Source organism: Arthrobacter jiangjiafuii, from assembly GCF_018622995.1.
In the GTDB taxonomy this organism is placed as follows: domain Bacteria; phylum Actinomycetota; class Actinomycetes; order Actinomycetales; family Micrococcaceae; genus Arthrobacter_B; species Arthrobacter_B jiangjiafuii.
The window spans coordinates 576031-594426 of sequence record NZ_CP076022.1; the positions used below are offsets into that span (position 1 = coordinate 576031).

Sequence of the window (18396 nt, forward strand, 5' to 3'; positions counted from 1 at the left end):
CTAGCTGTACTCAGACAGGACGTTGGTTGCACCGGGTGATGGGTGCTTTGCCTCCGAGGCTGGTGTGCGGGCGTTGGTGGTTGTAGAAGTCTAGCCACGGTCCCAGCGCGTCGGTTCGGGCCTGGTTGGAGTCGAAGACCTGCCGGTAGGCCCAGCCTTCCTGCAGGGTCCGGTTGAAGCGTTCGGCTTTGCCGTTCTGCCACGGATGGCGGGGCTTGATCAGAATGTGTTTGGCATCCAGTGCGGTGAGTACGGACTGAAAATCGTTCGAGAGGCGGTAGGCGAACGCGTTATCGGTCATCACCCGTTGCACCGGCGCCCCGTGGGCAGCCATGAACGCTGCGGCCCGTTCCAGGAACCCGGCGCAGGTGAAGCCTTTCTCATCGGGGTGGACTTCCACGAACGCGAGCCGGGAGTGGTCATCCACGGCCACGTGGACGTAGTCGAACCCGACCCGAGTATGGCCGGTGTTGTGGTTGCGGGCGGATTGCTTCGGGTCTGCCCGCCAGCCACCGCCGTCGGGTATCCGGCCAAGTTTCTTCACATCTATGTGGACCATGTCCCCGGGTGCGTCGCGTTCATACCGGCGTTCGGTCGCCCGGCCTGCACGGATCCGGGTCCCGGTCAGCGGGTCCAGATCCCAGAGCTTCGGCATCCCGGCACGGGTAAGGATCCGGGAGACCGTCCGGACGCCGACACCGGTGCGTGCCGCGATATCGGCCGGCCCCGTGCGGTGCTCGGTCCGGGACGCAAGGACCTCGGCCGTCTTCGCTGGGCTGGTGGCGTGCGGGCAGGATTTCGGCTTCGACGAACGGTCTTCCAAGCCAGGCAGTCCTTCGTCCCGGTAGCGATTCACCCACCGGTAGGCCGTGGGCCGGGAGATGCCCATTTCTTTGGCGACGTGGGCTACCGGCCGGCCGGAAGTAACGCGCTGGATCAGGATCATTCTTCCGGCCGGAGCCAGACGGGCATTACGGTGGGACATGAAGACCTCTTAGGTTCGGGTGTGTGTGGTAACCACCAAACCTAAGAGGTCTTCACCCTATTCACGTGTAACTAACGTGGTGTCTCAGTACAGCTAGGAGTGGCTGATGACGTAGTCGATGCAGTTCAGCAGCGCGCTGACGTCGTCAGGCTCAATGGCCACGAAGGTGGCGATGCGCAGCTGGTTGCGGCCGAGCTTGCGGTAGGGCTCGACGTCCACGACGCCGTTGGCGCGCAGGGTCTTGGCGATGGCTGCCGCATCAATGCTGTCGTCAAAGTCGATGGTGGCGATGACGTTGGAGCGGTCCTCGGGGCGGGCAACAAACGGTGTGGCCACGTCGGAGGCCTCGGCCCAGGCATAGATCCGGCCGGCCGAGTCTGCCGTGCGGCCCGTGGCGAAGTCCAGCCCGCCGTTGGCATTGAGCCATTGCACCTGGGCGTCCAGGGTCACGAGCGTGGACAGCGACGGCGTGTTGTACGTCTGGTTCAGCCGGGAGTTGTCGATGGCCGTCTGCAGGTTCAGGAAATCCGGAATCCAGCGGTCCGAAGCGTTGATCCGCGCTGCCCGCTCCAGCGCTGCGGGAGAGAACATCCCCAGCCACAGGCCGCCGTCGGACGCGAAGTTCTTCTGCGGCGCAAAGTAATAGACATCGGACTCGGCCAGGTCCACGTCCAGTCCACCGGCAGCAGAGGTGGCGTCAACCAGCACCAGGGAACCGGCGTCGGCTCCCTGTACCCGCTGCACCGGAGCTGCAACGCCGGTGGAGGTTTCATTCTGCGGCCAGGCGTAGACGTCGACTCCGGCCTCGGCCACCGGCTGCGGGCGGGTGCCCGGCTCGGCCTTGATGATGGAGGACGCCGCGAGGAAGGGCGCCTTGTTGGTGGCTGCGGCGAACTTGGAACCAAACTCGCCGAAGGACAGGTGCTGTGCCTTGTCCTGGACCAGGCCGAAGGAGGCCACGTCCCAGAAAGCGGTGGAGCCGCCGACGCCGAGAACAACTTCATAACCCTCGGGGGCACGGAAGAAGTCGGAGAGCCCCTGGCGGATACTGCCTACCAGGTTGCGGACCGGTGCCTGCCGGTGCGAGGTGCCCAGGAGGGTGCTGCCGGCACGGGAGAGGGCCTCCATCTGCTCCGGACGTACCTTCGAGGGGCCGGCGCCAAATCTTCCGTCCTTCGGAAGCAGGTTGGCGGGAATCTTCAGTGCGGGGGCATCGCCCATGTGTATCGCTCCAAGAGGTTGGCAGAGTGCTCTGGTGTGCCTTTCCATTCTGCCCCAATGCCCCTGCGGCCAGCCATTCGTTAAGCCGCGGGACAGGACAGACGGCTTACGGCAGGGAATTATCCGCACCCCGAAGGGATGGGCTAACGTAAGGGCAGTAATGACCTGTGGCGGCGGCGTCCGCCGTTTGTTCTCATGATCCGCACGAGTACAGAGGAGCGGCCTGCCATGACGGACCTGATCGACACCACCGAGATGTACCTGCGCACCATCCTGGAGCTCGAAGAAGAGAATATCGTCGCTCTGCGGGCACGCATCGCCGAACGGCTGCGCCATTCAGGGCCCACGGTGTCGCAGACGGTCGGGCGCATGGAACGTGACGGCCTGGTGGTGGTGTCGGGGAACCGGCACCTGGAGCTGACCGAGCTGGGCCGGCGGCGTGCCACGGAAGTGATGCGCAAGCACCGGCTGGCCGAACGCCTCCTGTCCGACGTCATCGGCCTGGACTGGGCCTACGTCCACGAAGAAGCCTGCCGCTGGGAACATGTGATGAGCGAGCGGGTGGAGCGCCGGCTCTACGAGCTGCTGGGGCATCCCACCGAGTCGCCGTACGGCAACCCCATCCCCGGACTCGAATCCCTCGGCGGGGCGCCCGCCGAGCTGTTCCACCACGGAGTCACCAACCTCGTGGCAGCCGTGGCAGCAGTGGAACCCGGAACGAAGCTGAAGCTGGTCCGCCTCGCCGAGCCGGTCCAGGTGGAGCCCGAGCTGCTGGGGCAGCTCGATGAGGCCGGGCTGCATCCCGGAGCCATCATGAGCGCGGAAGTGGTGGCCGGCTACATCTCGGTCCGGGTTCCTGGCTACGAAGGTGCCCTGGAACTGCCGCCCGAGGTGGCCGCGCACGTCTTTGTTTCCACCGTTGGGTAACGGAATGGTCTCTTTTGCACGTTTTCCCCTATAGTGTCTAACTGACGCTGAAATAACACCGTTATCCGGGCCTTACGCCGAACCCTGCCACTGGCCCGGAATTGCAAACATCAGGCAGGGGCGGAGGACCCATCATTTGGCAGCTGAGGCTGCCTTGGGGTGAAGCCTCCAGCATCATCACCGGCCGCGCCTTGTGCGTGTGGCCTGGGGTGAGTATGGGGCCGAGTTTTCTCTACTCGAATCCGACAGCTAACTTCGTAGGCATATGAGAGAGGTACAACTTGTCGAAGCATGCTGCCCCGGGCAGGCGCCGCGCGTCCGCTCCGGCCACGGCTCCACGCCCGCGGGCTTCCCAGGCCTCGGGGCGCCGCGCCGCCGTACCCGTGAAATCCCGTTCCCTCGGTGGTGCCGCGCAGAAGGTCGCCATTGGCGCCGCCACCTCGGGGCTGATCCTCACCGCCGCACTACCCACGACCGCCGCAGTCAGCGAGCCGCCCGAGGATATGCAGCCCACTGCCGTGGAGGAACCCGTTGTCACGGTGGATCCCAACGCCAGTGTCGACTTTGAGCGCGCCGCCCTCAGCAGTGCCTTTGATCCGGATGCCAAGCTGCGCCAGGTTGTCGTTGCTGCGGGATCCGAAGTGGCAGCCGGGGCAGCCAAGGGCACGCTGGCCACGCCTCTCTCCTCCGACCTGGTCCAGACCTCGGGCTTCGGCTACCGGGTCAGCCCGATCACCGGGACCGCAGGAGAACTGCACCGCGGCCAGGACTTCGCCGCCGCGTGCGGTACAGAGGTCACCGCAGCAGCTTCCGGAACCGTCACCGAAGCCGGCTGGCACAGCTTCGGCGGCGGCAACCGCATTGTCGTGGACCACGGCAACGGCGTGGAGACGACCTACAACCACTTGTCCGCGCTGGGCGTGGCTGTGGGCGCAACAGTTGAGCGCGGAGACCTGCTCGGAGCCAGCGGCAGCACCGGCGCCTCAACCGGCTGCCACCTGCACTTTGAAGTCATGGTTAACGGCGAAGTTGTGGACCCGCTCGGCTGGTTGTAACCGCACGACAACCATTCCGTGACCGGAACGTGACATATCGGCATTCTTGTTGTACGCTCATCCTCGTGCCTGATCGGCCTAAAGGTCAGACACCTTCGAACAGATCGCCGAGCTCTGCCACTGTTTGAAGTCCGTTCGCAAAATCGCATGGCAGAGGCGGGGGAACCACATTCGGGTTTCGCAAGAAGCCCTAGGGGTTAAGTTGCTTGGACCTTTTGGTCCGGCAGCCGGGTGACTCCCATCCGAATCCGACAGCTCACCTCGTAGGCATTGGGAGAGGCAAACTTGTGTCATCAGTAGCTCACGGCCGCCGTCGCGCGGCCACCGTCCAGACGAGCCCCATTTCAGCTCTATCCCGGGCCGTCACCTCCAACGTTGGAACCATGGGCCGCCAGGCCGCCGTGGTCGTCGCCGCTTCCGGCCTCGTCCTGGCAGCGGGCCTGCCCGCCCAGGCAGCCGTCAGCACCGACCGCCAGGCCCTCGACGCCACGCCGCTCAGCGCCGTGACCGCCGCCGGAACGGTTACCGTCTCCGCGCAGGCACCGTTCGAGCTCGCCACCCTTGAAGCCGTCTCCTCCGTTTCGGGTGCAGAGCAGCGCGCCCAGATCGCAGCCGAGGAAGCAGCAGCAGTCGAAGCTGAGGCCGCGGCAGTAGTCGCAGCCCAGGCCGAGCAGGCAGCTGCCGTTACGGTTGCCCAGAGCGCCCCCGCCGCAGCCACCGCCGCGCCGGCCGCCAGCACAACCGCCGCTGTTGCAGCTCCCGCCGCCGACGTATCCGCCAGCGGATACGGCGCCGCCCTTGTCGCCGCCGCCTACGGCCAGCTTGGCGTTGCCCAGGACTGCACCGCCATGGTCGAGAAGGCACTGCGCTCCATCGGCAAGTCCGTCGGAGACCTCGCCCCGGGCCAGTTCTTCGCTTACGGCTCCGTTGTCGGCTCCCCGCAGCCCGGCGACCTCGTCATCACCGGCGGTCACGTAGCCATCTACGTCGGCAACGGCCAGGTCATCAGCGGTGGCCTCAACGGCATGAACACCGGCCTGCACAGCCTCTCCGACCTGCCGGGCGCCAGCTTCGTCCGTGTCAACTAAGACAACTTGTAGATAACGGAGAAGCCCCAGCATGTCATCGACAATTGAGCGCGCCCGCCACCGGGCGCCGGTGGAACGCACCGCCCCGCTGAGCGCACTGGCCCAGGCCGTGTCCGCCAACGCAGGAACCATGGGCCGCCAGGCCGCCGTCGTCGTTGCCGCTTCAGGACTTGTCCTGAGCAGTGGCGTCGCCGCCAACGCTGCCGGCACCGACGTCGTCCGCGACGTCCAGACCAGCACGCTGGATCTGTCCAAGGCAGCACCGCTGACGGTTCCGGCCAACGTGGAACTGAACTTCGACCGCCCGGCCACAGCCGGTGTCATCGCCGGTTACGAAGCTCCGGAGCCCGAAGTTGAGCTGGCCCCCCAGGGCGAGACGGTTGCCACCCAGCAGACCCCGGACGCCCCCGCCGCAGCGCAGGCTGCCCCGGCCGGTATGGAGCGGACGTCTGCTGTGCAGGCTGCCCCGGCAGCATCGTCCGGCACGGCTGCCATCATCGCCGCAGCCGCCCTCGCCCAGCTGGGCGTCGGCCAGGACTGCACAATGCTGGTCACCAATGCGCTGGCAGCTGCAGGCATCAACTTCCACGACTGGCCTGCCGGCTACCTGTCCCTGGGCAGCACCGTGAGCGCCTCCCAGGCCGTTCCCGGCGACCTGATCTACTACGCCGACGGCGGCATGGGCCTGGCCCACATTGCCGTCTACATCGGCAACGGACAGGCTGTCCACGGCGGCTTCAACGGCGGGTCCACGGTTGTGGCACCGGCCGAGCTCGGCTCCGGCGGCGTCTACATCCGCGTCGGCTAACAGCCTCCAACGCTTCCCCGCCGGATTTCCGGCGCCAGTCAAGGGTTCCTCCTTCGGGAGGGGCCCTTGGCTGCGTTAAAACCGCGGTCATCGTGAAAAATGGCGCATACCCGCAACGGGGCATACTCTTTTCCATAGATCATCCGAAGTGTCGTCCTCCGTCGGCGGGCAGCTTCCCGCCACCGGAGGCGCAGGCGAAGAGGATTCTGCATGCGTACTCTCGTTCTGAACGCAGGCTACGAGCCGTTGGCCGTGGTGACCTTTCGCCGTGCACTGGTACTTGTCCTGGCCGGCAAGGCCAGCGTGATTGCCGAGGCCGGGGACCCGGTGGTCGGGCCCACGGAGATTCTGCCGCGGCCCTCCGTGATCCTGCTGCACCGGTACGTGAAGATTCCGTACCGGGAGGGCACCGCTGCCACCCGCCGCGGGGTCCTGCGCCGGGACGGGCACCAGTGCGCCTACTGCGGCAAGGCGGCCTCAACTGTTGACCATGTGCTGCCTAAATCCCGGGGCGGAGCCGACAGCTGGGAGAACCTGGTGGCCTGCTGCCTGCGCTGCAACAACGCCAAGGGGGACAGGACCCTGAGCCAGCTCGGCTGGCAGCTGCGGATCCTCCCGCAACCGCCGCACGGAGCGCGCTGGCAGATCCGGGAGCTGGAGCGGCCGGCGCCGCAATGGAACCAGTTCCTCGATGCCGGTACTGCAGCCTGATGCCATCTGCCAGTGATGCAGGACCCTCCTTTAATGCCGTCATCCTGGCTGGCGGACGTTCCTCCCGGCTGGGCGGCCGGCCCAAGGCACTGCTGCAGGCATCCGGCCGAACCCTGCTGGCCGGCACGCTGGCAGCCGCCTCAGGCGCCGCGGCATGCGCCGTCGCCGGGCCACCCGGGCTCGCCGGCCTGACCGCCGCCGCTGAAGCGTCCCGCTCTCGGATCCTGCTGGTGCGGGAGGACCCGCCTTTTGCCGGCCCAGCCGCGGGCGTGGCCGCCGGGCTGGCGGCGCTGAGCCGGCTGGACACTGCGGAGGGACGCATTAGCCCGGATTGGACGCTGGTCCTGGCGTGCGACATGCCCTTCATCGCCGGTGCAGTTGAAAGGCTGCTCGCCGCGGCCCGGGCGGATGAGGACGCCGCGCCGCATTCGCTCCTGGCCGTTGACGGGACGGGGCAGGCACAGCCGCTGGCGGGGCTGTACCGGACCGGGGCGCTGACCGAAGCCATCGCTGCCGCCGACGGGACCGGCGGGCTGCGGAACCTCGCGATGCGGAGGCTTCTTGCTAGGGTGCAATGGAAGGACGTTGCGGTGCCGGCTCACAGCACAGCCGACATAGACACCTGGGAAGATGCCAGCCGCTGGTCGGTAGCGGCGCCCGCTGCCGAAGACCAGCAGGGACCTGCAGCGTCCAACTGAAGGCCCGCAATCAAGGAGTGCAGAAACATGGTCAGCCAAGAGGAAGAACTTCAAGCGTGGTGCGCAAGGCTGCTCACCGCGCTGGAGCTGGACGGAACAACAGTTGATATTGGTGCCGTCCTGAAGCTGGCCGGCGTCGCGGCTCATTCCGTGGTCCGCCCCGCTGCGCCGCTGACTACGTATGTCGCCGGATTCGCTGCAGGCCTGGCGGCGGGCAGCGGGCAGGCTGACGACGCGGTGGCCATGGGAGCTGCGATGGGGGTTGCTATGCGGGAATGCGAAAAGTACGGCGAAAACGGAGGCACCGATGACAAGCGATAATTCCACACCCGTAATCCTCCCCCTTCAGCCCTCGGCGCCTTGGGACCAGGCCAGGAGCCTGGCCTTTTCGGCTGGCCGCCCGCTGCCGTTTGAGACCGTTCCCCTGCCTGAGGCGCTGGGACAGATCCTGGCTGACGACGTTGCAGCGCTGCAGCCGGTCCCGCACTACGCGTCCTCGGCAATGGACGGCTGGGCCGTTGCGGGCCCGCCTCCGTGGCAGTTGGTCAGCTACAAGGAACCCGAAACCGCGCGCTGGCAGATCCACCGGGAATCCGGCCGCCGGCCGCTGCAGCCGGGCCAGGCCGTGCCCATCCTGACCGGAGGGCTTATCCCGGCCGGGGCGCAAAGCGTGCTGCGCACCGAGTCCGGAATGCTCTCGGGCGCCGGGAAGGGTGCCGGGGACCCGGTCCTGGTCCTGCGCCCGGGCGCCGCAGAGCCTGTGCCAGGGGACCACATCCGCCCGGCCGGCGAGGAAGCCGCGGCCGGGGAAACCACCATCGAACGCGGCACCTTACTGAACCCGGCGCACATTGCGCTGGCCGCCGTCTGCGGCCACGACACACTGCCGGTGCTCCGCCCCCCGCGCGTCTCGCTGCTGCTCACAGGGGACGAAGTCATTGAGTCAGGGCTGCCGGAATCCGGTCAGGTCAGAGACACCTTTGGCCCGCAGCTGCCGCAGTTGGTGACGATGATGGGCGGACGGATCGACGTGGTCCGCCGGCTGTCGGACCGCTATGAGGACGTCAAGGCAGCGCTGAGCTCCGCAGCCACCGACGAGTCCACCATCGCGATGTCGTCCGGCGACGTCCTGATCACCACGGGCGGCACCGGCCGCTCGGAAGCGGACCACCTGCGCCAGGTGCTCGAGGATATTGACGCCGAAATGCTGATCGACGGAATCGCCATGCGCCCCGGCCATCCAACCATGCTGGCGCGGCTTCCGGACGGGCGGCTGTTGGTGGCCCTGCCCGGGAATCCGCTGGCGGCCATGATGGCCGTGTTCACCATCCTTGGACCGCTCCTGGACGCGCTCCGGGGCGCCCCGCTGCCCGCGCCGCGGCACGTCCTGGTGGGAGTGGACATCGAGCCGCTGCCCGGACGCACCCGGCTGGTTCCCTGCCGGATCAAAAACGGCCGGGCCATGCCCTCTCCGTACTACCGGTCCGGCATGCTGCGCGGCCTCGCCGATGCCGATGCCGTGATGGTGATTCCGGAAGCCGGGTGCACCATGGACGAAACGTTGACTGCCCTGCCGCTGCCGTGGACCGTGCAGCAGCCGCCGTCGCGCTGAGGACAGCGCTTCCGCTAACCTCGAAGAACGACGCAAGACGAGGGGACGGCATGGGACGGGTAACCCGGCGCGGGCAGGTCACAAAATTCCGGACCGACGGAACAACCAGTAAACGCGAAGACGTGCTGGCAGGCGAGGAGCCGCTGGAGATCCGCGTACAGGGGCGGTCCTTCACCGTCACCATGCGGACTCCGGGCGACGACTTCGACCTCGTAGCAGGGTTCCTGGTTTCCGAGGGGATTATCTGGGAGCCGGGGCAGCTGATCAGCCTGCGCTACTGCTCCGGAGTGGACGAGTCAGGCCAGCAGACCTTCAACGTGGTGGACGTGCAGCTGCGCCCGGACACCGCCCTGCCGGACACCGCGATGGAACGCCATGTCTACACCTCCAGTTCCTGCGGCATCTGCGGCACCGCCTCCATCGAGGCCGTCCGCAAGTCTTCGCACTATTCGGTAGGCGACGACGACGTCCGGGTGGCGCTGCCGGTGCTGGCGGGGCTGCCGGAGCAGCTGCGGAAGCAGCAGAAGATCTTCGACCGCACCGGAGGGGTCCATGCGGCGGGGCTGTTCGACGCCGAGGGCACCCTGCTGTGCCTGCGGGAGGACGTGGGGCGCCACAACGCCGTTGACAAGGTGGTGGGCTGGGCCCTGCGCGCCGGTCTGCTGCCGCTGCGCGGCACCGTTCTGCAGGTCTCCGGCCGGGCGTCCTTTGAACTGGTGCAGAAGGCACAGCTGGCGGGTATCCCGTTGCTGGCGGCAGTCAGCGCGCCGTCGTCGCTCTCGGTGGAACTGGCCCAGGACGCGGGGATGACCCTGGTGGGTTTCAGTCGCGGAACCTCGCTGAACTGCTACGCGTTCCCGGAACGGATATCGGCCTGACCAAGCGGGTTACAACCGGGTTCAGTGCCGCGCCGGCAGCCGCACCGTGACTGTTGTGCCGCGGCCCACGGCGGAATCCAGGTTCAGCTCCCCGCCATGCTGGAACACGATGTCCTGCACGATGGCCAGGCCCAGCCCGGTGCCCGGAATGGCCGCAGCAGTGGCATTGGACGCCCGATAGAACCGCTGGAACAGCTTGGGGATATCCGCTTCCGGGATGCCGATGCCGTTGTCCACGACCTGGATCCGGATCTGGGGACCGGTATCGGTGGCCACTGCCTCACCGAGAAGCTCCACTGTGCCGCCGGGCTGCGTGAACTTTACTGCGTTGGACACCAGGTTGGTGAACACCTGCTCCATCTGGGTCAGATCGCCGTCGGCCAGCAACGGCGACGTTACCGGGCCCATTTTGAGCGTTATGTCGTTGGCGGCGGCGGCCGGAGCCAGCGCTGCGGACACCGAAGCCAGCAGGTGTGCGAGGTCGAGCTCTTCCACATCCAGCCCGGAGGCGTGGGCGTCGCTGCGCGAGATGGTGAGCAAATCGGAAATGAGCTGGTTCAGCCGCGTGGCGTTCCGGCCCACGATCTCGAGCATCTCGCCCACTTGCGGGGGAAGGTCCCCGCCGGAACCGTCCATGATCAGTTCCAGGTAGCCGGTGATGGAGGTCAGCGGTGTGCGGAGCTCGTGGTTGACCGTGGCGACAAAGTCGGTTTTGGCCTTGTCCAGTTCCCGCAGCCGGGCCAGGACCTCCCGCTGCGCCGTGATGAGGTGTCCCTGCACCAGCCCGTGGGCCAGGTTGCCGCTGAGATGCTTGATGAGCGACAGCTCTGTCCGGCTCCAGTGGCGTGCACGGGTTGTTCCGGCAATCCAGATGTAGCCCAGTACCTGGTCACCGTGGGCCAGGGGAGCGAACACCGAGGTGCGCAGCCCTGCCTCGGCTGCCCCGGGCAGATCCGGGCCGGCCAGTTCGTCGAGGTTGCGGTGGTCTTCGATCCGTCGCACCTTTTCCCGTTCCCAGAGACTGGAGCTGAGCTCCTGCGCCGTGTGCAGGGGAAGATGGGGAATCCCAGGCGATCCGGGCTTCTTGCTCCAGGACGCCCCCATTTCGGGAACGCGGCCATCCGGAAACGTCTCGATGCGGACATGGCAGGCGTCAAATGTTTCACCCAGGCCGCGTACCACCAGGTCAAGCATCTGTTCGGGATCGTTGGTGGCGCGCAGTGCAGCTGAAATGGCCCGGCTGTCCGCCCGGAGGCGGGCGGCCGCCACCTTCCGCCGCCGCGTGGCGCGGCTGCCGGCCAGGACGAGGGCCACCCGGCTTGCCAGATCGGCGTACCGGACGGGGCCGCCGGAAAACTGCGTGATGCCCAACTCGACCATCGCGTCAATGTCCAGGTCGGAGTCGCCCGAAAGCAGGATGATGGGCAGCCCGGAGACGGAAGGTTCCTGGCGCAGCCGGCGAAGCTGGTCCGGGGAGGCTGCGGAGAGCATCTCGGCGTCCACGATGCCCAGCACGGAGTCCTTGTTCTGGAGCGCTTTGATGGCGTCGTATTCGTTGTCCACATGCAGCGGCGTCAGTCCGGCCGCGTTCAGGACCGCCTCTGCCGTTTCCCGTGTGCTGCGGGTGCTGACCGCCACCAGGGCGCACTGCACGTGGGCGCCGGAGGACGCCGCGTCCAGTGGTTGTAGCGCCGTGGTCATGGCGGCCTTTCGTATATGTGCCGAAATCTCAGTGTGGGCAGCGAATCGAAGTGTATCAGCGCATACCTGCTGTGACGTGAGCTGTAACACGCCGTCCGGCGTGCCGCTTCCGCCGCCTGTTCTGCAGAGGATTCCGCCGCCACAGGCAGGTCAACGGTGTGCCGCTTCCCGGGCTTAAGCTGGATGGTGCATACAACGGAGGCAGCATCATGAGCATGGAGAGCGCGGCCTGGGGTTCCCTTTATAAGATCTCCACCGCCAAGGGCAGCAACAACAAGATTTCCCGGGAGACGCTGAAGCGGATCATCACCTTCGCGTCCCCGTACAAGAGGCAGCTGATCGGATTCGTACTGCTGTCCACGCTGGGCGCGTTCCTGGCGGTGGCGACGCCGGTGTTGGCCGGTGAGGTTGTCAACGCGCTCGTTGCCGGGGCGGCAGTGGACCGGGTGTTCTGGCTCGCCGGGCTGATCGCCGTGGTGGCACTGGCCGACGCCGGGGTGTCCCTGGCCACCCGCTGGTTCTCCTCCCGCATCGGCGAGCAGGTCATCCTGGACCTGCGCACGGCGGTCTTTGACCACGTGCAGAAGATGCCGATCGCCTTCTTCACCCGCACCCGCACCGGCGCGCTGGTCAGCCGGCTGAACAACGACGTCATCGGCGCCCAGCAGGCGTTCAGCGGAACCCTCTCCGGCGTCGTATCCAACGTGGTCGCCCTGGTCCTGACGCTCATCGTCATGCTCAACACCTCCTGGCTGGTCACCGTCCTGGCAATGCTGCTGCTGCCGGTCTTCCTCATCCCGGCCCGCAGGATGGGCGGAAAGCTGGCGGCGCTGCGCCGCGAGGCCGCCAACCACAACGCATCGATGGGCACGCAGATGACCGAACGGTTCTCCGCCCCCGGCGCCACCCTGGTCAAGCTCTTCGGCCGGCCCGAGCAGGAGTCCGGCGAGTTCGCCGTCCGCGCCGCCCGGGTGCGGGACATCGGGGTGAAGATGGCCATGATGCAGGCGGTGTTCGTGACCGCGCTGACGCTGGTTTCGGCGCTCGCACTCGCGCTGGTTTACGGCCTGGGCGGCTACCTGGCCCTGACCGGCACCCTGGACACCGGCGACGTCGTCACCCTGGCGCTGCTGCTGACCCGCCTCTACGCACCGCTGACCTCACTGGCCAACGCGCGGGTGGAGATCATGAGCGCGGTGGTGAGCTTTGAACGCGTGTTCGAAATCCTGGACCTCAAGCCGCTGATCCGGGAAAAGGACCACCCCGTTCCGGTGCCGCAGGGTCCGCTGGGCGTGGAGTTCGACGACGTCAGGTTCGCCTATCCCACCGCCGACAAGGTCTCGCTGGCCTCACTGGAGGATGTTGCGGTGCTCGACACCCGCGGCGGCGAGGAAGTGCTGCACGGGATTTCGTTCCGGGTGGAGCCGGGGCAGACTGTCGCCCTGGTGGGAACCTCTGGCGCCGGCAAGTCCACGATCGCGCAGCTGCTGTCTCGGTTGTACGACGTCGATTCCGGTGCGGTGCGCTTCTCCGGCACCGATGTCCGCGACGTCAGCTTCGCCTCGATGCGGCAGGCGCTGGGCATGGTGACCCAGGACGGTCACCTGTTCCACGAAAGCATCCGGTCCAACCTGCTGCTGGCCAATCCGGAGGCCACCGAGGACCAGGTCTGGGATGCCCTGCGGCGTGCCCGCCTGGAAGACCTGATCCGTTCGCTGCCGGACGGGCTGGACACCATGGTGGGGGAGCGCGGTTACCGGCTTTCGGGCGGGGAACGCCAGCGCATGACCATCGCCCGGCTGCTGCTGGCCCAGCCGCGGATCGTGATCCTGGATGAGGCCACTGCGGCACTTGACTCCACCTCCGAAGCCGCGGTGCAGGCAGCACTGGGCGAGGCACTTGAGGGGCGCACCGCCGTCGTGATTGCGCACCGGCTCTCCACCATCCGGAACGCGGACAAGATCCTGGTGATTGAGGGCGGGCGCATTGCCGAGCAGGGCACCCATGCCGAGCTGCTGGCGCTGGGCGGGCGGTATGCGGAGTTGCACGGCACGCAGTTCGCCGTTGAGCCCGTCGCGGAGGAGGATGCCGTCCGCGGCTAGCGGCGCAGGGATGTACCCAGGGGGCAGCGCGGGATTTTGATCGGTGGTGCCATTTTGATCGGTGGTGCCCCCGGCCGGAATCGAACCGACGACCTGCCCTTTAGGAGAGGGCCGCTCTATCCTACTGAGCTACGAGGGCGGGCTGCCGGACTGGCCGGCAGGCGGTTATCAGCTTACCTGTTTCCCGGGCTCCGGTGCTGCACCCGTTACGGTGCGTGTTGCCCGGCCGGTGCATCCGGAGCGGCCGGGGCCGGGGATTCCAGTGCAGCCTGATGGGCGGAGTAGGCCCCGCGCATGTCTTCCATGAACCGGTGGACGGTCTGCAGCTCTTCGGTGGAGTACCGGCTCATCACCGTATCCGTCAGCGCCCCGAGCGGCCCGAAGTAGGCTCCGGCCAGCTTCATGGCCAGCGGTTCAAAGTGCAGGGTCACCTTCCGGCGGTCGGCGTGGTCCCGGTTGCGGTGGATGTGTCCGATCCGCTCCAGCCGGTCAATGACCGCCGTCGTCGCGCCCGTCGAGGTGCCGAGCATGGCGCTGAGCCGGCCGGCGGTAAGCGCCTCGTGACGGGTTTCGGCTTCCATGATCAGGGTCAGGGCACGCATATCGGTGGCGTTGAGCCCGTGCCGGTGCGCGAAAGCATCCGCCACGCGCTGCCCGTCCAGGGCCATGCCGCGGATGGCGTTCACGATGTCCCGCTTGAGATCCTTCTCTTCCACGCTCCTATAGTAACTCCACATTGAAGTATCTCTAAAAGTGAGATACTTTTTGCTGGAGATACTTTTATTGCACCGGGAGCGAGCATGAACGCAGGGATAGTGAAATCGGCCAAAGCGGCCTGGATAACGCTGCTGCTGAGCCTGGCGGTCATCATTGGCCTCTTTGCTCTGCCGGCACAGGAAAACGAGGCGTCCACGGTGGGCGGCCTCAGCGACAAGTACCAGACCACCCAGGTCAACGAACTCCTGGAGGAATTCCCGGATGCCCAGGAATCCACGGCACTGATTGTCGTTTCCCGGACTGACGGGGCGCCCATGACGGACGCCGACCAGGCCGCCATCGCCGAAATCAACGCCGCCGCCGCCGAGCTGGGTGCCGTTGGCCCCCCGCCGCAGGTGCCGCCGATCGTCTCCGAAAACAAGCTCGTGGGACTGGTTCCGGTAACCCTGAAGGCGGCAGCCGACGACGGCGATGCCGTCGCCGCCGAGGTCGAAGCCCTGCGCGGGGAAATCTCCGCCACGGCACCCGAGGGGCTCAAGGCGGAGCTCACCGGCGGAGCAGCCTTCACCGCAGACCTGGCCGGGGTGTTCTCCGGTGCCAACTTCATCCTGCTGACCGTCACCGCCGGCGTGGTGGCCCTGCTCCTGCTCGTCACCTACCGCTCACCGTGGCTCTGGCTGGTTCCGCTGGCCGTGGTGGCAACCATTGAGCAGGCCGCCCTCAAGGTGGTTGACTTGCTGGCCCCGGTGGTCGGCATCGACGTGGACCCGTCCGCGGTTGGCATCACTTCCGTACTGGTCTTCGGTGCGGCCACCAACTATGCCCTGCTGCTGATTGCCCGCTACCGCGAGGAACTGCGCATCCACGAATCCAAGTACGAGGCCATGGGCAAGGCCCTCTCCCGGACGCGCGAAGCCATCATCGCCTCCGGCGGCACCGTGATCCTGGCGCTGCTGGTGCTGCTCTTCACCGACACCATGAGCTACCGCGGGCTGGGCTTCTCGGCGGCCACCGGCATTGTCCTGGCCATCCTCAGCGCACTCTTCATCCTGCCCGCAGCCCTGGTGCTGCTGGGGCGGAAGCTGTTCTGGCCGTTCGTGCCGAAGGTCGGCGACGCCGCCCGTGAAGGCAAGTTCTGGGGCAAGCTCGGCGAGGTCACGGCCCGTGCGCCCAAGCGCATTGCCGGCGCCGCCGTCGTCGTCCTGCTCGCCGCCGGAGGACTACTGTTCAATGTGCAGATCGGCCTGAGCGAAAACGAGCAGTTCACCGAAAAGCCGCAGGCCGTCACCGCAGCCGAAACCCTGGCCGAGGGCTTCCCGGCAGGCTCGTCCTCGCCGGTGATCGTGCTGGTGAACTCCGACAGTGCCGATGCGGCAGTGGAGGAACTCGCCGCGCTGGAGAGCGTTTCGGGTGCCGAGGTGGCTTCCGAGCACAACGGCATGACGCGCATCGACGTGATCGACAGTTATGAACCGGGCACCGACGGGGCCAACGCCTTCATCGGGGACCTTCGCTCCGATCTGGCCGCCAACCCGGAGTATGAAGCCCTGGTAGGCGGGGAAGCGGCCGAGCGGGTGGACCAGCTGGCTGCGAACCAGCACGACCTCACGCTGGTCGTCACCTCGGTGATCATCCTGGTCTTCCTGGTCCTGCTGGTGCTCCTGCGCAGTATCGTCGCTCCGGTGCTGCTGGTGGCGTCCGTGCTGCTGACCTTTGTGGCCAGCACCGGCATCAGCTGGTTCCTGTTCGTCAACGTGCTCGGCTTCCCGGCGCTGGACACGCTCACGCTGCTGTACAGCTTCATCTTCCTGGTGGCGCTGGGCGTTGACTACAACATCTTCCTGACCACCCGGGCCCGGGAGAACGCCGTCACCATGGGCACCAAGGCGGGCATGCTCAGCGCGCTGCGCTCCACCGGCGGGGTCATCACCAGTGCCGGCATCCTGCTGGCCGCAGTGTTCGCCGTGCTCGGCGTGCTGCCGCTGGTCACCCTGACCCAGGTGGGCATCACCGTGGCCATCGGCGTCCTGCTCGACACCCTGGTGGTGCGGACCGTCATTGTTCCGGCCCTGGCGTTCATCCTGGGCGAGAAGTTCTGGTGGCCGTCCAAGCCGGCCCAGCACGGCGGCACCGGCGGACGCCACGAGGCACCGGCGGGCGACTCCGGGCCGCGCCGGGAGCTTGCGCCGGCGGGGGCGCACCGCGCACCCGGCCGCTAGCGAAAGCCGGACCTCTCAATGCAGAAGGCCTGCCCGGCTGTTCCGGGCAGGCCTTCTGCATTTGTGCTCTTGGTTGTTGATGCTGCCTAGGAACCGGTGCCCGGCCCGGCTGCCCGTGGGCCCTGAGCCGGTGTCCGCTTGCCGAACACTGCCACCACCGACGCCAGCAGGCTCAGCCCCAGCAGCACCCAGCGGGCGATGGTCAGGGTGCTGGCCAGCGCGGCGTCGGAAGCGGCGAGCTCCGCTGAGCCCAGGGCCTGGTCGATGACGACGTTCTCCCACAGATCGACGATGACAAAGAGGATCGGGGCCGCCCACAGCAGCCAGCGGCGGGCCCTGCCGCGGGCATTCAGGCCAATGATCAGCAGCCAGGTGAAGCCGAAAATGAGCGGGAAAATGGTGCCGGCGGTCTTGTGCACGTAGCTGAGCTGGCCCAGGGCATCGCTGTCCATGACGCCGCGCAGGTCTTCCAGATAGGCCATGCTGTAACCGCCCACCAGCGAATCCGGCATGGCCATGCCGTCGCTCAGCTGCGTCATCTGGTCCAGCACCAGGAGGTGCAGGTAGAAGAACATGAAGAGCGTGGTGGCCACCGCTGCGATGAGGATCAGGTTCGCGTTGCTCTTGGCCTGCTGCTCGGTGCGCGGTGCGGTCATTTTCGCTGCCTGCGGGGGCTGTACGGCCTTCTCGCCGTGTTTTGCTGCCCGCTGTGCCGGAGTTTTTCCCATGCTTAACAGTATGGCTGCCCGGCTTGCGGGGTGACGGACCACGGGCGGGCAGGTGGCCGGTTCCTTGGACGGGGACCAGCCGCGGGTGCCGGCACGCCCGCTGGTATCGCTTGCCCCGCCGGATAGGCTGGGCGCATGAGTGTCTGTGCAACAAAGGATGATTTCGCCCTGGCCGCCGAGCTGGTGCGCGACGCCGGGGCGCTGGCCCTGCGCATGCGCGTCCAGGGGCTGACCGCTACCGCCAAGACCACCGTGTCCGACGTCGTCACGGGCGCCGACCACGCGGCGGAAAAACTCGTGGTGGACCGGCTGCGGGCCCTGCGCCCCGAGGACGGAATCATCGGCGAAGAAGGGGCCAGCGTCACCGGCACCTCCGGCCGCTCCTGGGTCATCGATCCGGTGGACGGCACCTACAACTTCTTCTCCGGCTCCACCTACTGGTGCTCGGCCATCGCGCTGAAAGCCGACGGGCCCCACGACTCCGCCGGTGATCCCGAAGTGCTGCTCGGGGCCATCTACCAGCCGCAGGAAGACCGGCTTTGGGTTGGCGGCGAGGGGCATCCGGCCACTTTGAACGGCGCCGAAATCCCGCCCCTGCAGGATGCGCCGCTGGAACGGCTCAGCGCCGGCACGTACCTGCACCCCACCTGGCTGCGGCGTCCAGACGTCGCCGGCCCGTGGACGGCTGCCGCGTCGCGGACGGCGACCATCCGCATGCTCGGATCCGGCTCCTGCGACCTGGGCTCGGTCGCGTCCGGCCGCCTGGGCGCCTGGTTCCAGCACAGCTGTCCGGAATGGGACTGGCTACCGGGCAAGGCCATCATCCGGGCCGCCGGCGGCAGCACCGACGTCGCCGTCGTCAACGGCTTCCGCTGGCACATTGCGGGCGGCGCTGCGGCTGTCCGGGAAATCCACAAGGCCCTGACCTCGGCCTAAACCTCCGGCC

Annotated in this window: 17 protein-coding genes, 1 tRNA gene and 2 riboswitches; of the genes, 12 read left to right on the forward strand and 6 right to left on the reverse strand. The window is 67.2% G+C overall.

Annotated elements, in window-relative coordinates; translation table 11 throughout:
- Window positions 1-10 precede the first annotated feature (10 nt).
- Together KKR91_RS02880 and serC are read right to left on the reverse strand one after the other, a co-directional pair.
- On the reverse strand, window positions 11-985 hold the full coding sequence (locus tag KKR91_RS02880; protein WP_210231847.1) for an IS481 family transposase: 975 nt from the start codon (window positions 983-985) through the stop codon (window positions 11-13).
- Between the two features lie 93 nt (window positions 986-1078).
- Window positions 1079-2206 (reverse strand): phosphoserine transaminase, encoded by a 1128-nt coding sequence (serC, locus tag KKR91_RS02885; RefSeq protein ID WP_210231706.1) that lies wholly within the window; start codon window positions 2204-2206, stop codon window positions 1079-1081.
- A gap of 228 nt (window positions 2207-2434) precedes the next feature.
- On the opposite strand from serC, the gene KKR91_RS02890 reads away from it, so the two are divergent.
- The 9 genes from KKR91_RS02890 to fdhD all read left to right on the forward strand — a co-directional run bounded on the left by KKR91_RS02890 (window position 2435) and on the right by fdhD (window position 9983).
- Window positions 2435-3133, forward strand: coding sequence for an iron-dependent transcriptional repressor DtxR (locus KKR91_RS02890; RefSeq protein ID WP_210231705.1), 699 nt, complete (start codon window positions 2435-2437; stop codon window positions 3131-3133).
- Between the two features lie 65 nt (window positions 3134-3198).
- Window positions 3199-3412: riboswitch (cyclic di-AMP (ydaO/yuaA leader) on the forward strand.
- A 2-nt stretch (window positions 3413-3414) separates the two neighbouring features.
- Window positions 3415-4188 (forward strand): M23 family metallopeptidase, encoded by a 774-nt coding sequence (locus KKR91_RS02895; protein WP_210231704.1) that lies wholly within the window; start codon window positions 3415-3417, stop codon window positions 4186-4188.
- Window positions 4189-4307: 119 nt separating this feature from the next.
- Window positions 4308-4472, forward strand: a riboswitch (cyclic di-AMP (ydaO/yuaA leader).
- A 3-nt stretch (window positions 4473-4475) separates the two neighbouring features.
- A complete protein-coding gene (locus tag KKR91_RS02900) occupies window positions 4476-5276 on the forward strand; it encodes an NlpC/P60 family protein (protein ID WP_237687460.1) in 801 nt (266 codons plus the stop codon).
- A 31-nt stretch (window positions 5277-5307) separates the two neighbouring features.
- The gene (locus KKR91_RS02905; protein WP_210231703.1) at window positions 5308-6084 is read left to right on the forward strand and encodes an NlpC/P60 family protein; all 777 of its coding nucleotides are present in this window, start codon (window positions 5308-5310) and stop codon (window positions 6082-6084) included.
- A 210-nt stretch (window positions 6085-6294) separates the two neighbouring features.
- Window positions 6295-6795, forward strand: a complete 501-nt coding sequence (locus KKR91_RS02910) for an HNH endonuclease (protein WP_210231702.1) — start codon at window positions 6295-6297, stop codon at window positions 6793-6795.
- Complete coding sequence (gene mobA, locus KKR91_RS02915) at window positions 6795-7493, forward strand: molybdenum cofactor guanylyltransferase (RefSeq protein WP_237687461.1); 699 nt, start codon at window positions 6795-6797, stop codon at window positions 7491-7493. The genes KKR91_RS02910 and mobA overlap by 1 nt, the downstream gene beginning before the upstream one ends.
- Before the next feature lie 27 nt (window positions 7494-7520).
- Window positions 7521-7814, forward strand: coding sequence for a DUF6457 domain-containing protein (locus tag KKR91_RS16930; RefSeq protein ID WP_237687462.1), 294 nt, complete (start codon window positions 7521-7523; stop codon window positions 7812-7814).
- On the forward strand, window positions 7801-9105 hold the full coding sequence (locus KKR91_RS02920) for a molybdopterin molybdotransferase MoeA (RefSeq protein WP_210231701.1): 1305 nt from the start codon (window positions 7801-7803) through the stop codon (window positions 9103-9105). Before KKR91_RS16930 ends, KKR91_RS02920 begins: the two co-directional genes overlap by 14 nt.
- A gap of 50 nt (window positions 9106-9155) precedes the next feature.
- Window positions 9156-9983, forward strand: coding sequence for a formate dehydrogenase accessory sulfurtransferase FdhD (gene fdhD, locus KKR91_RS02925; RefSeq protein ID WP_210231700.1), 828 nt, complete (start codon window positions 9156-9158; stop codon window positions 9981-9983).
- 21 nt (window positions 9984-10004) lie between these two features.
- Here fdhD and KKR91_RS02930 read toward each other — a convergent pair whose 3' ends face one another.
- Entirely contained in the window at window positions 10005-11684 is a 1680-nt protein-coding gene (locus KKR91_RS02930; protein WP_210231699.1) for an ATP-binding protein, read from the reverse strand.
- 209 nt (window positions 11685-11893) lie between these two features.
- Here KKR91_RS02930 and KKR91_RS02935 point away from each other — a divergent pair, with 209 nt between their 5' ends.
- Window positions 11894-13786 (forward strand): ABC transporter ATP-binding protein, encoded by a 1893-nt coding sequence (locus tag KKR91_RS02935; RefSeq protein ID WP_210231698.1) that lies wholly within the window; start codon window positions 11894-11896, stop codon window positions 13784-13786.
- A 62-nt stretch (window positions 13787-13848) separates the two neighbouring features.
- Here the strand turns inward: KKR91_RS02935 and KKR91_RS02940 are convergent.
- Together KKR91_RS02940 and KKR91_RS02945 are read right to left on the reverse strand one after the other, a co-directional pair.
- Window positions 13849-13925: transfer RNA gene (locus KKR91_RS02940), tRNA-Arg, on the reverse strand.
- Between the two features lie 67 nt (window positions 13926-13992).
- A complete protein-coding gene (locus KKR91_RS02945; protein WP_210231697.1) occupies window positions 13993-14502 on the reverse strand; it encodes a MarR family winged helix-turn-helix transcriptional regulator in 510 nt (169 codons plus the stop codon).
- Between the two features lie 84 nt (window positions 14503-14586).
- On the opposite strand from KKR91_RS02945, the gene KKR91_RS02950 reads away from it, so the two are divergent.
- Window positions 14587-16722: an MMPL family transporter gene (locus KKR91_RS02950; protein ID WP_210231696.1), complete on the forward strand. Its 2136-nt coding sequence runs from the start codon at window positions 14587-14589 to the stop codon at window positions 16720-16722.
- A gap of 86 nt (window positions 16723-16808) precedes the next feature.
- On the opposite strand, the gene KKR91_RS02955 is transcribed toward KKR91_RS02950, so the two are convergent.
- The gene (locus KKR91_RS02955; RefSeq protein WP_210231695.1) at window positions 16809-17450 is read right to left on the reverse strand and encodes a hypothetical protein; all 642 of its coding nucleotides are present in this window, start codon (window positions 17448-17450) and stop codon (window positions 16809-16811) included.
- Window positions 17451-17585: 135 nt separating this feature from the next.
- Between KKR91_RS02955 and KKR91_RS02960 the strand changes: the two genes are divergently transcribed.
- Window positions 17586-18386: an inositol monophosphatase family protein gene (locus KKR91_RS02960; RefSeq protein WP_210231694.1), complete on the forward strand. Its 801-nt coding sequence runs from the start codon at window positions 17586-17588 to the stop codon at window positions 18384-18386.
- The last annotated feature ends 10 nt before the right edge of the window (window positions 18387-18396 follow it).

Coding starts and splice junctions, on each gene's coding strand:
- KKR91_RS02935 (WP_210231698.1), top strand. CDS start 11,894: ATGAGCATGGAGAGCGCGGCCTGGGGTTCCCTTTATAAGATCTCCACC.
- serC (WP_210231706.1), bottom strand. CDS start 2,206: ATGGGCGATGCCCCCGCACTGAAGATTCCCGCCAACCTGCTTCCGAAG.
- KKR91_RS02890 (WP_210231705.1), top strand. CDS start 2,435: ATGACGGACCTGATCGACACCACCGAGATGTACCTGCGCACCATCCTG.
- KKR91_RS02955 (WP_210231695.1), bottom strand. CDS start 17,450: ATGGGAAAAACTCCGGCACAGCGGGCAGCAAAACACGGCGAGAAGGCC.
- KKR91_RS02960 (WP_210231694.1), top strand. CDS start 17,586: ATGAGTGTCTGTGCAACAAAGGATGATTTCGCCCTGGCCGCCGAGCTG.
- mobA (WP_237687461.1), top strand. CDS start 6,795: ATGCCATCTGCCAGTGATGCAGGACCCTCCTTTAATGCCGTCATCCTG.
- KKR91_RS02910 (WP_210231702.1), top strand. CDS start 6,295: ATGCGTACTCTCGTTCTGAACGCAGGCTACGAGCCGTTGGCCGTGGTG.
- KKR91_RS02930 (WP_210231699.1), bottom strand. CDS start 11,684: ATGACCACGGCGCTACAACCACTGGACGCGGCGTCCTCCGGCGCCCAC.
- KKR91_RS02905 (WP_210231703.1), top strand. CDS start 5,308: ATGTCATCGACAATTGAGCGCGCCCGCCACCGGGCGCCGGTGGAACGC.
- KKR91_RS02920 (WP_210231701.1), top strand. CDS start 7,801: ATGACAAGCGATAATTCCACACCCGTAATCCTCCCCCTTCAGCCCTCG.
- fdhD (WP_210231700.1), top strand. CDS start 9,156: ATGGGACGGGTAACCCGGCGCGGGCAGGTCACAAAATTCCGGACCGAC.
- KKR91_RS02950 (WP_210231696.1), top strand. CDS start 14,587: ATGAACGCAGGGATAGTGAAATCGGCCAAAGCGGCCTGGATAACGCTG.
- KKR91_RS02880 (WP_210231847.1), bottom strand. CDS start 985: ATGTCCCACCGTAATGCCCGTCTGGCTCCGGCCGGAAGAATGATCCTG.
- KKR91_RS16930 (WP_237687462.1), top strand. CDS start 7,521: ATGGTCAGCCAAGAGGAAGAACTTCAAGCGTGGTGCGCAAGGCTGCTC.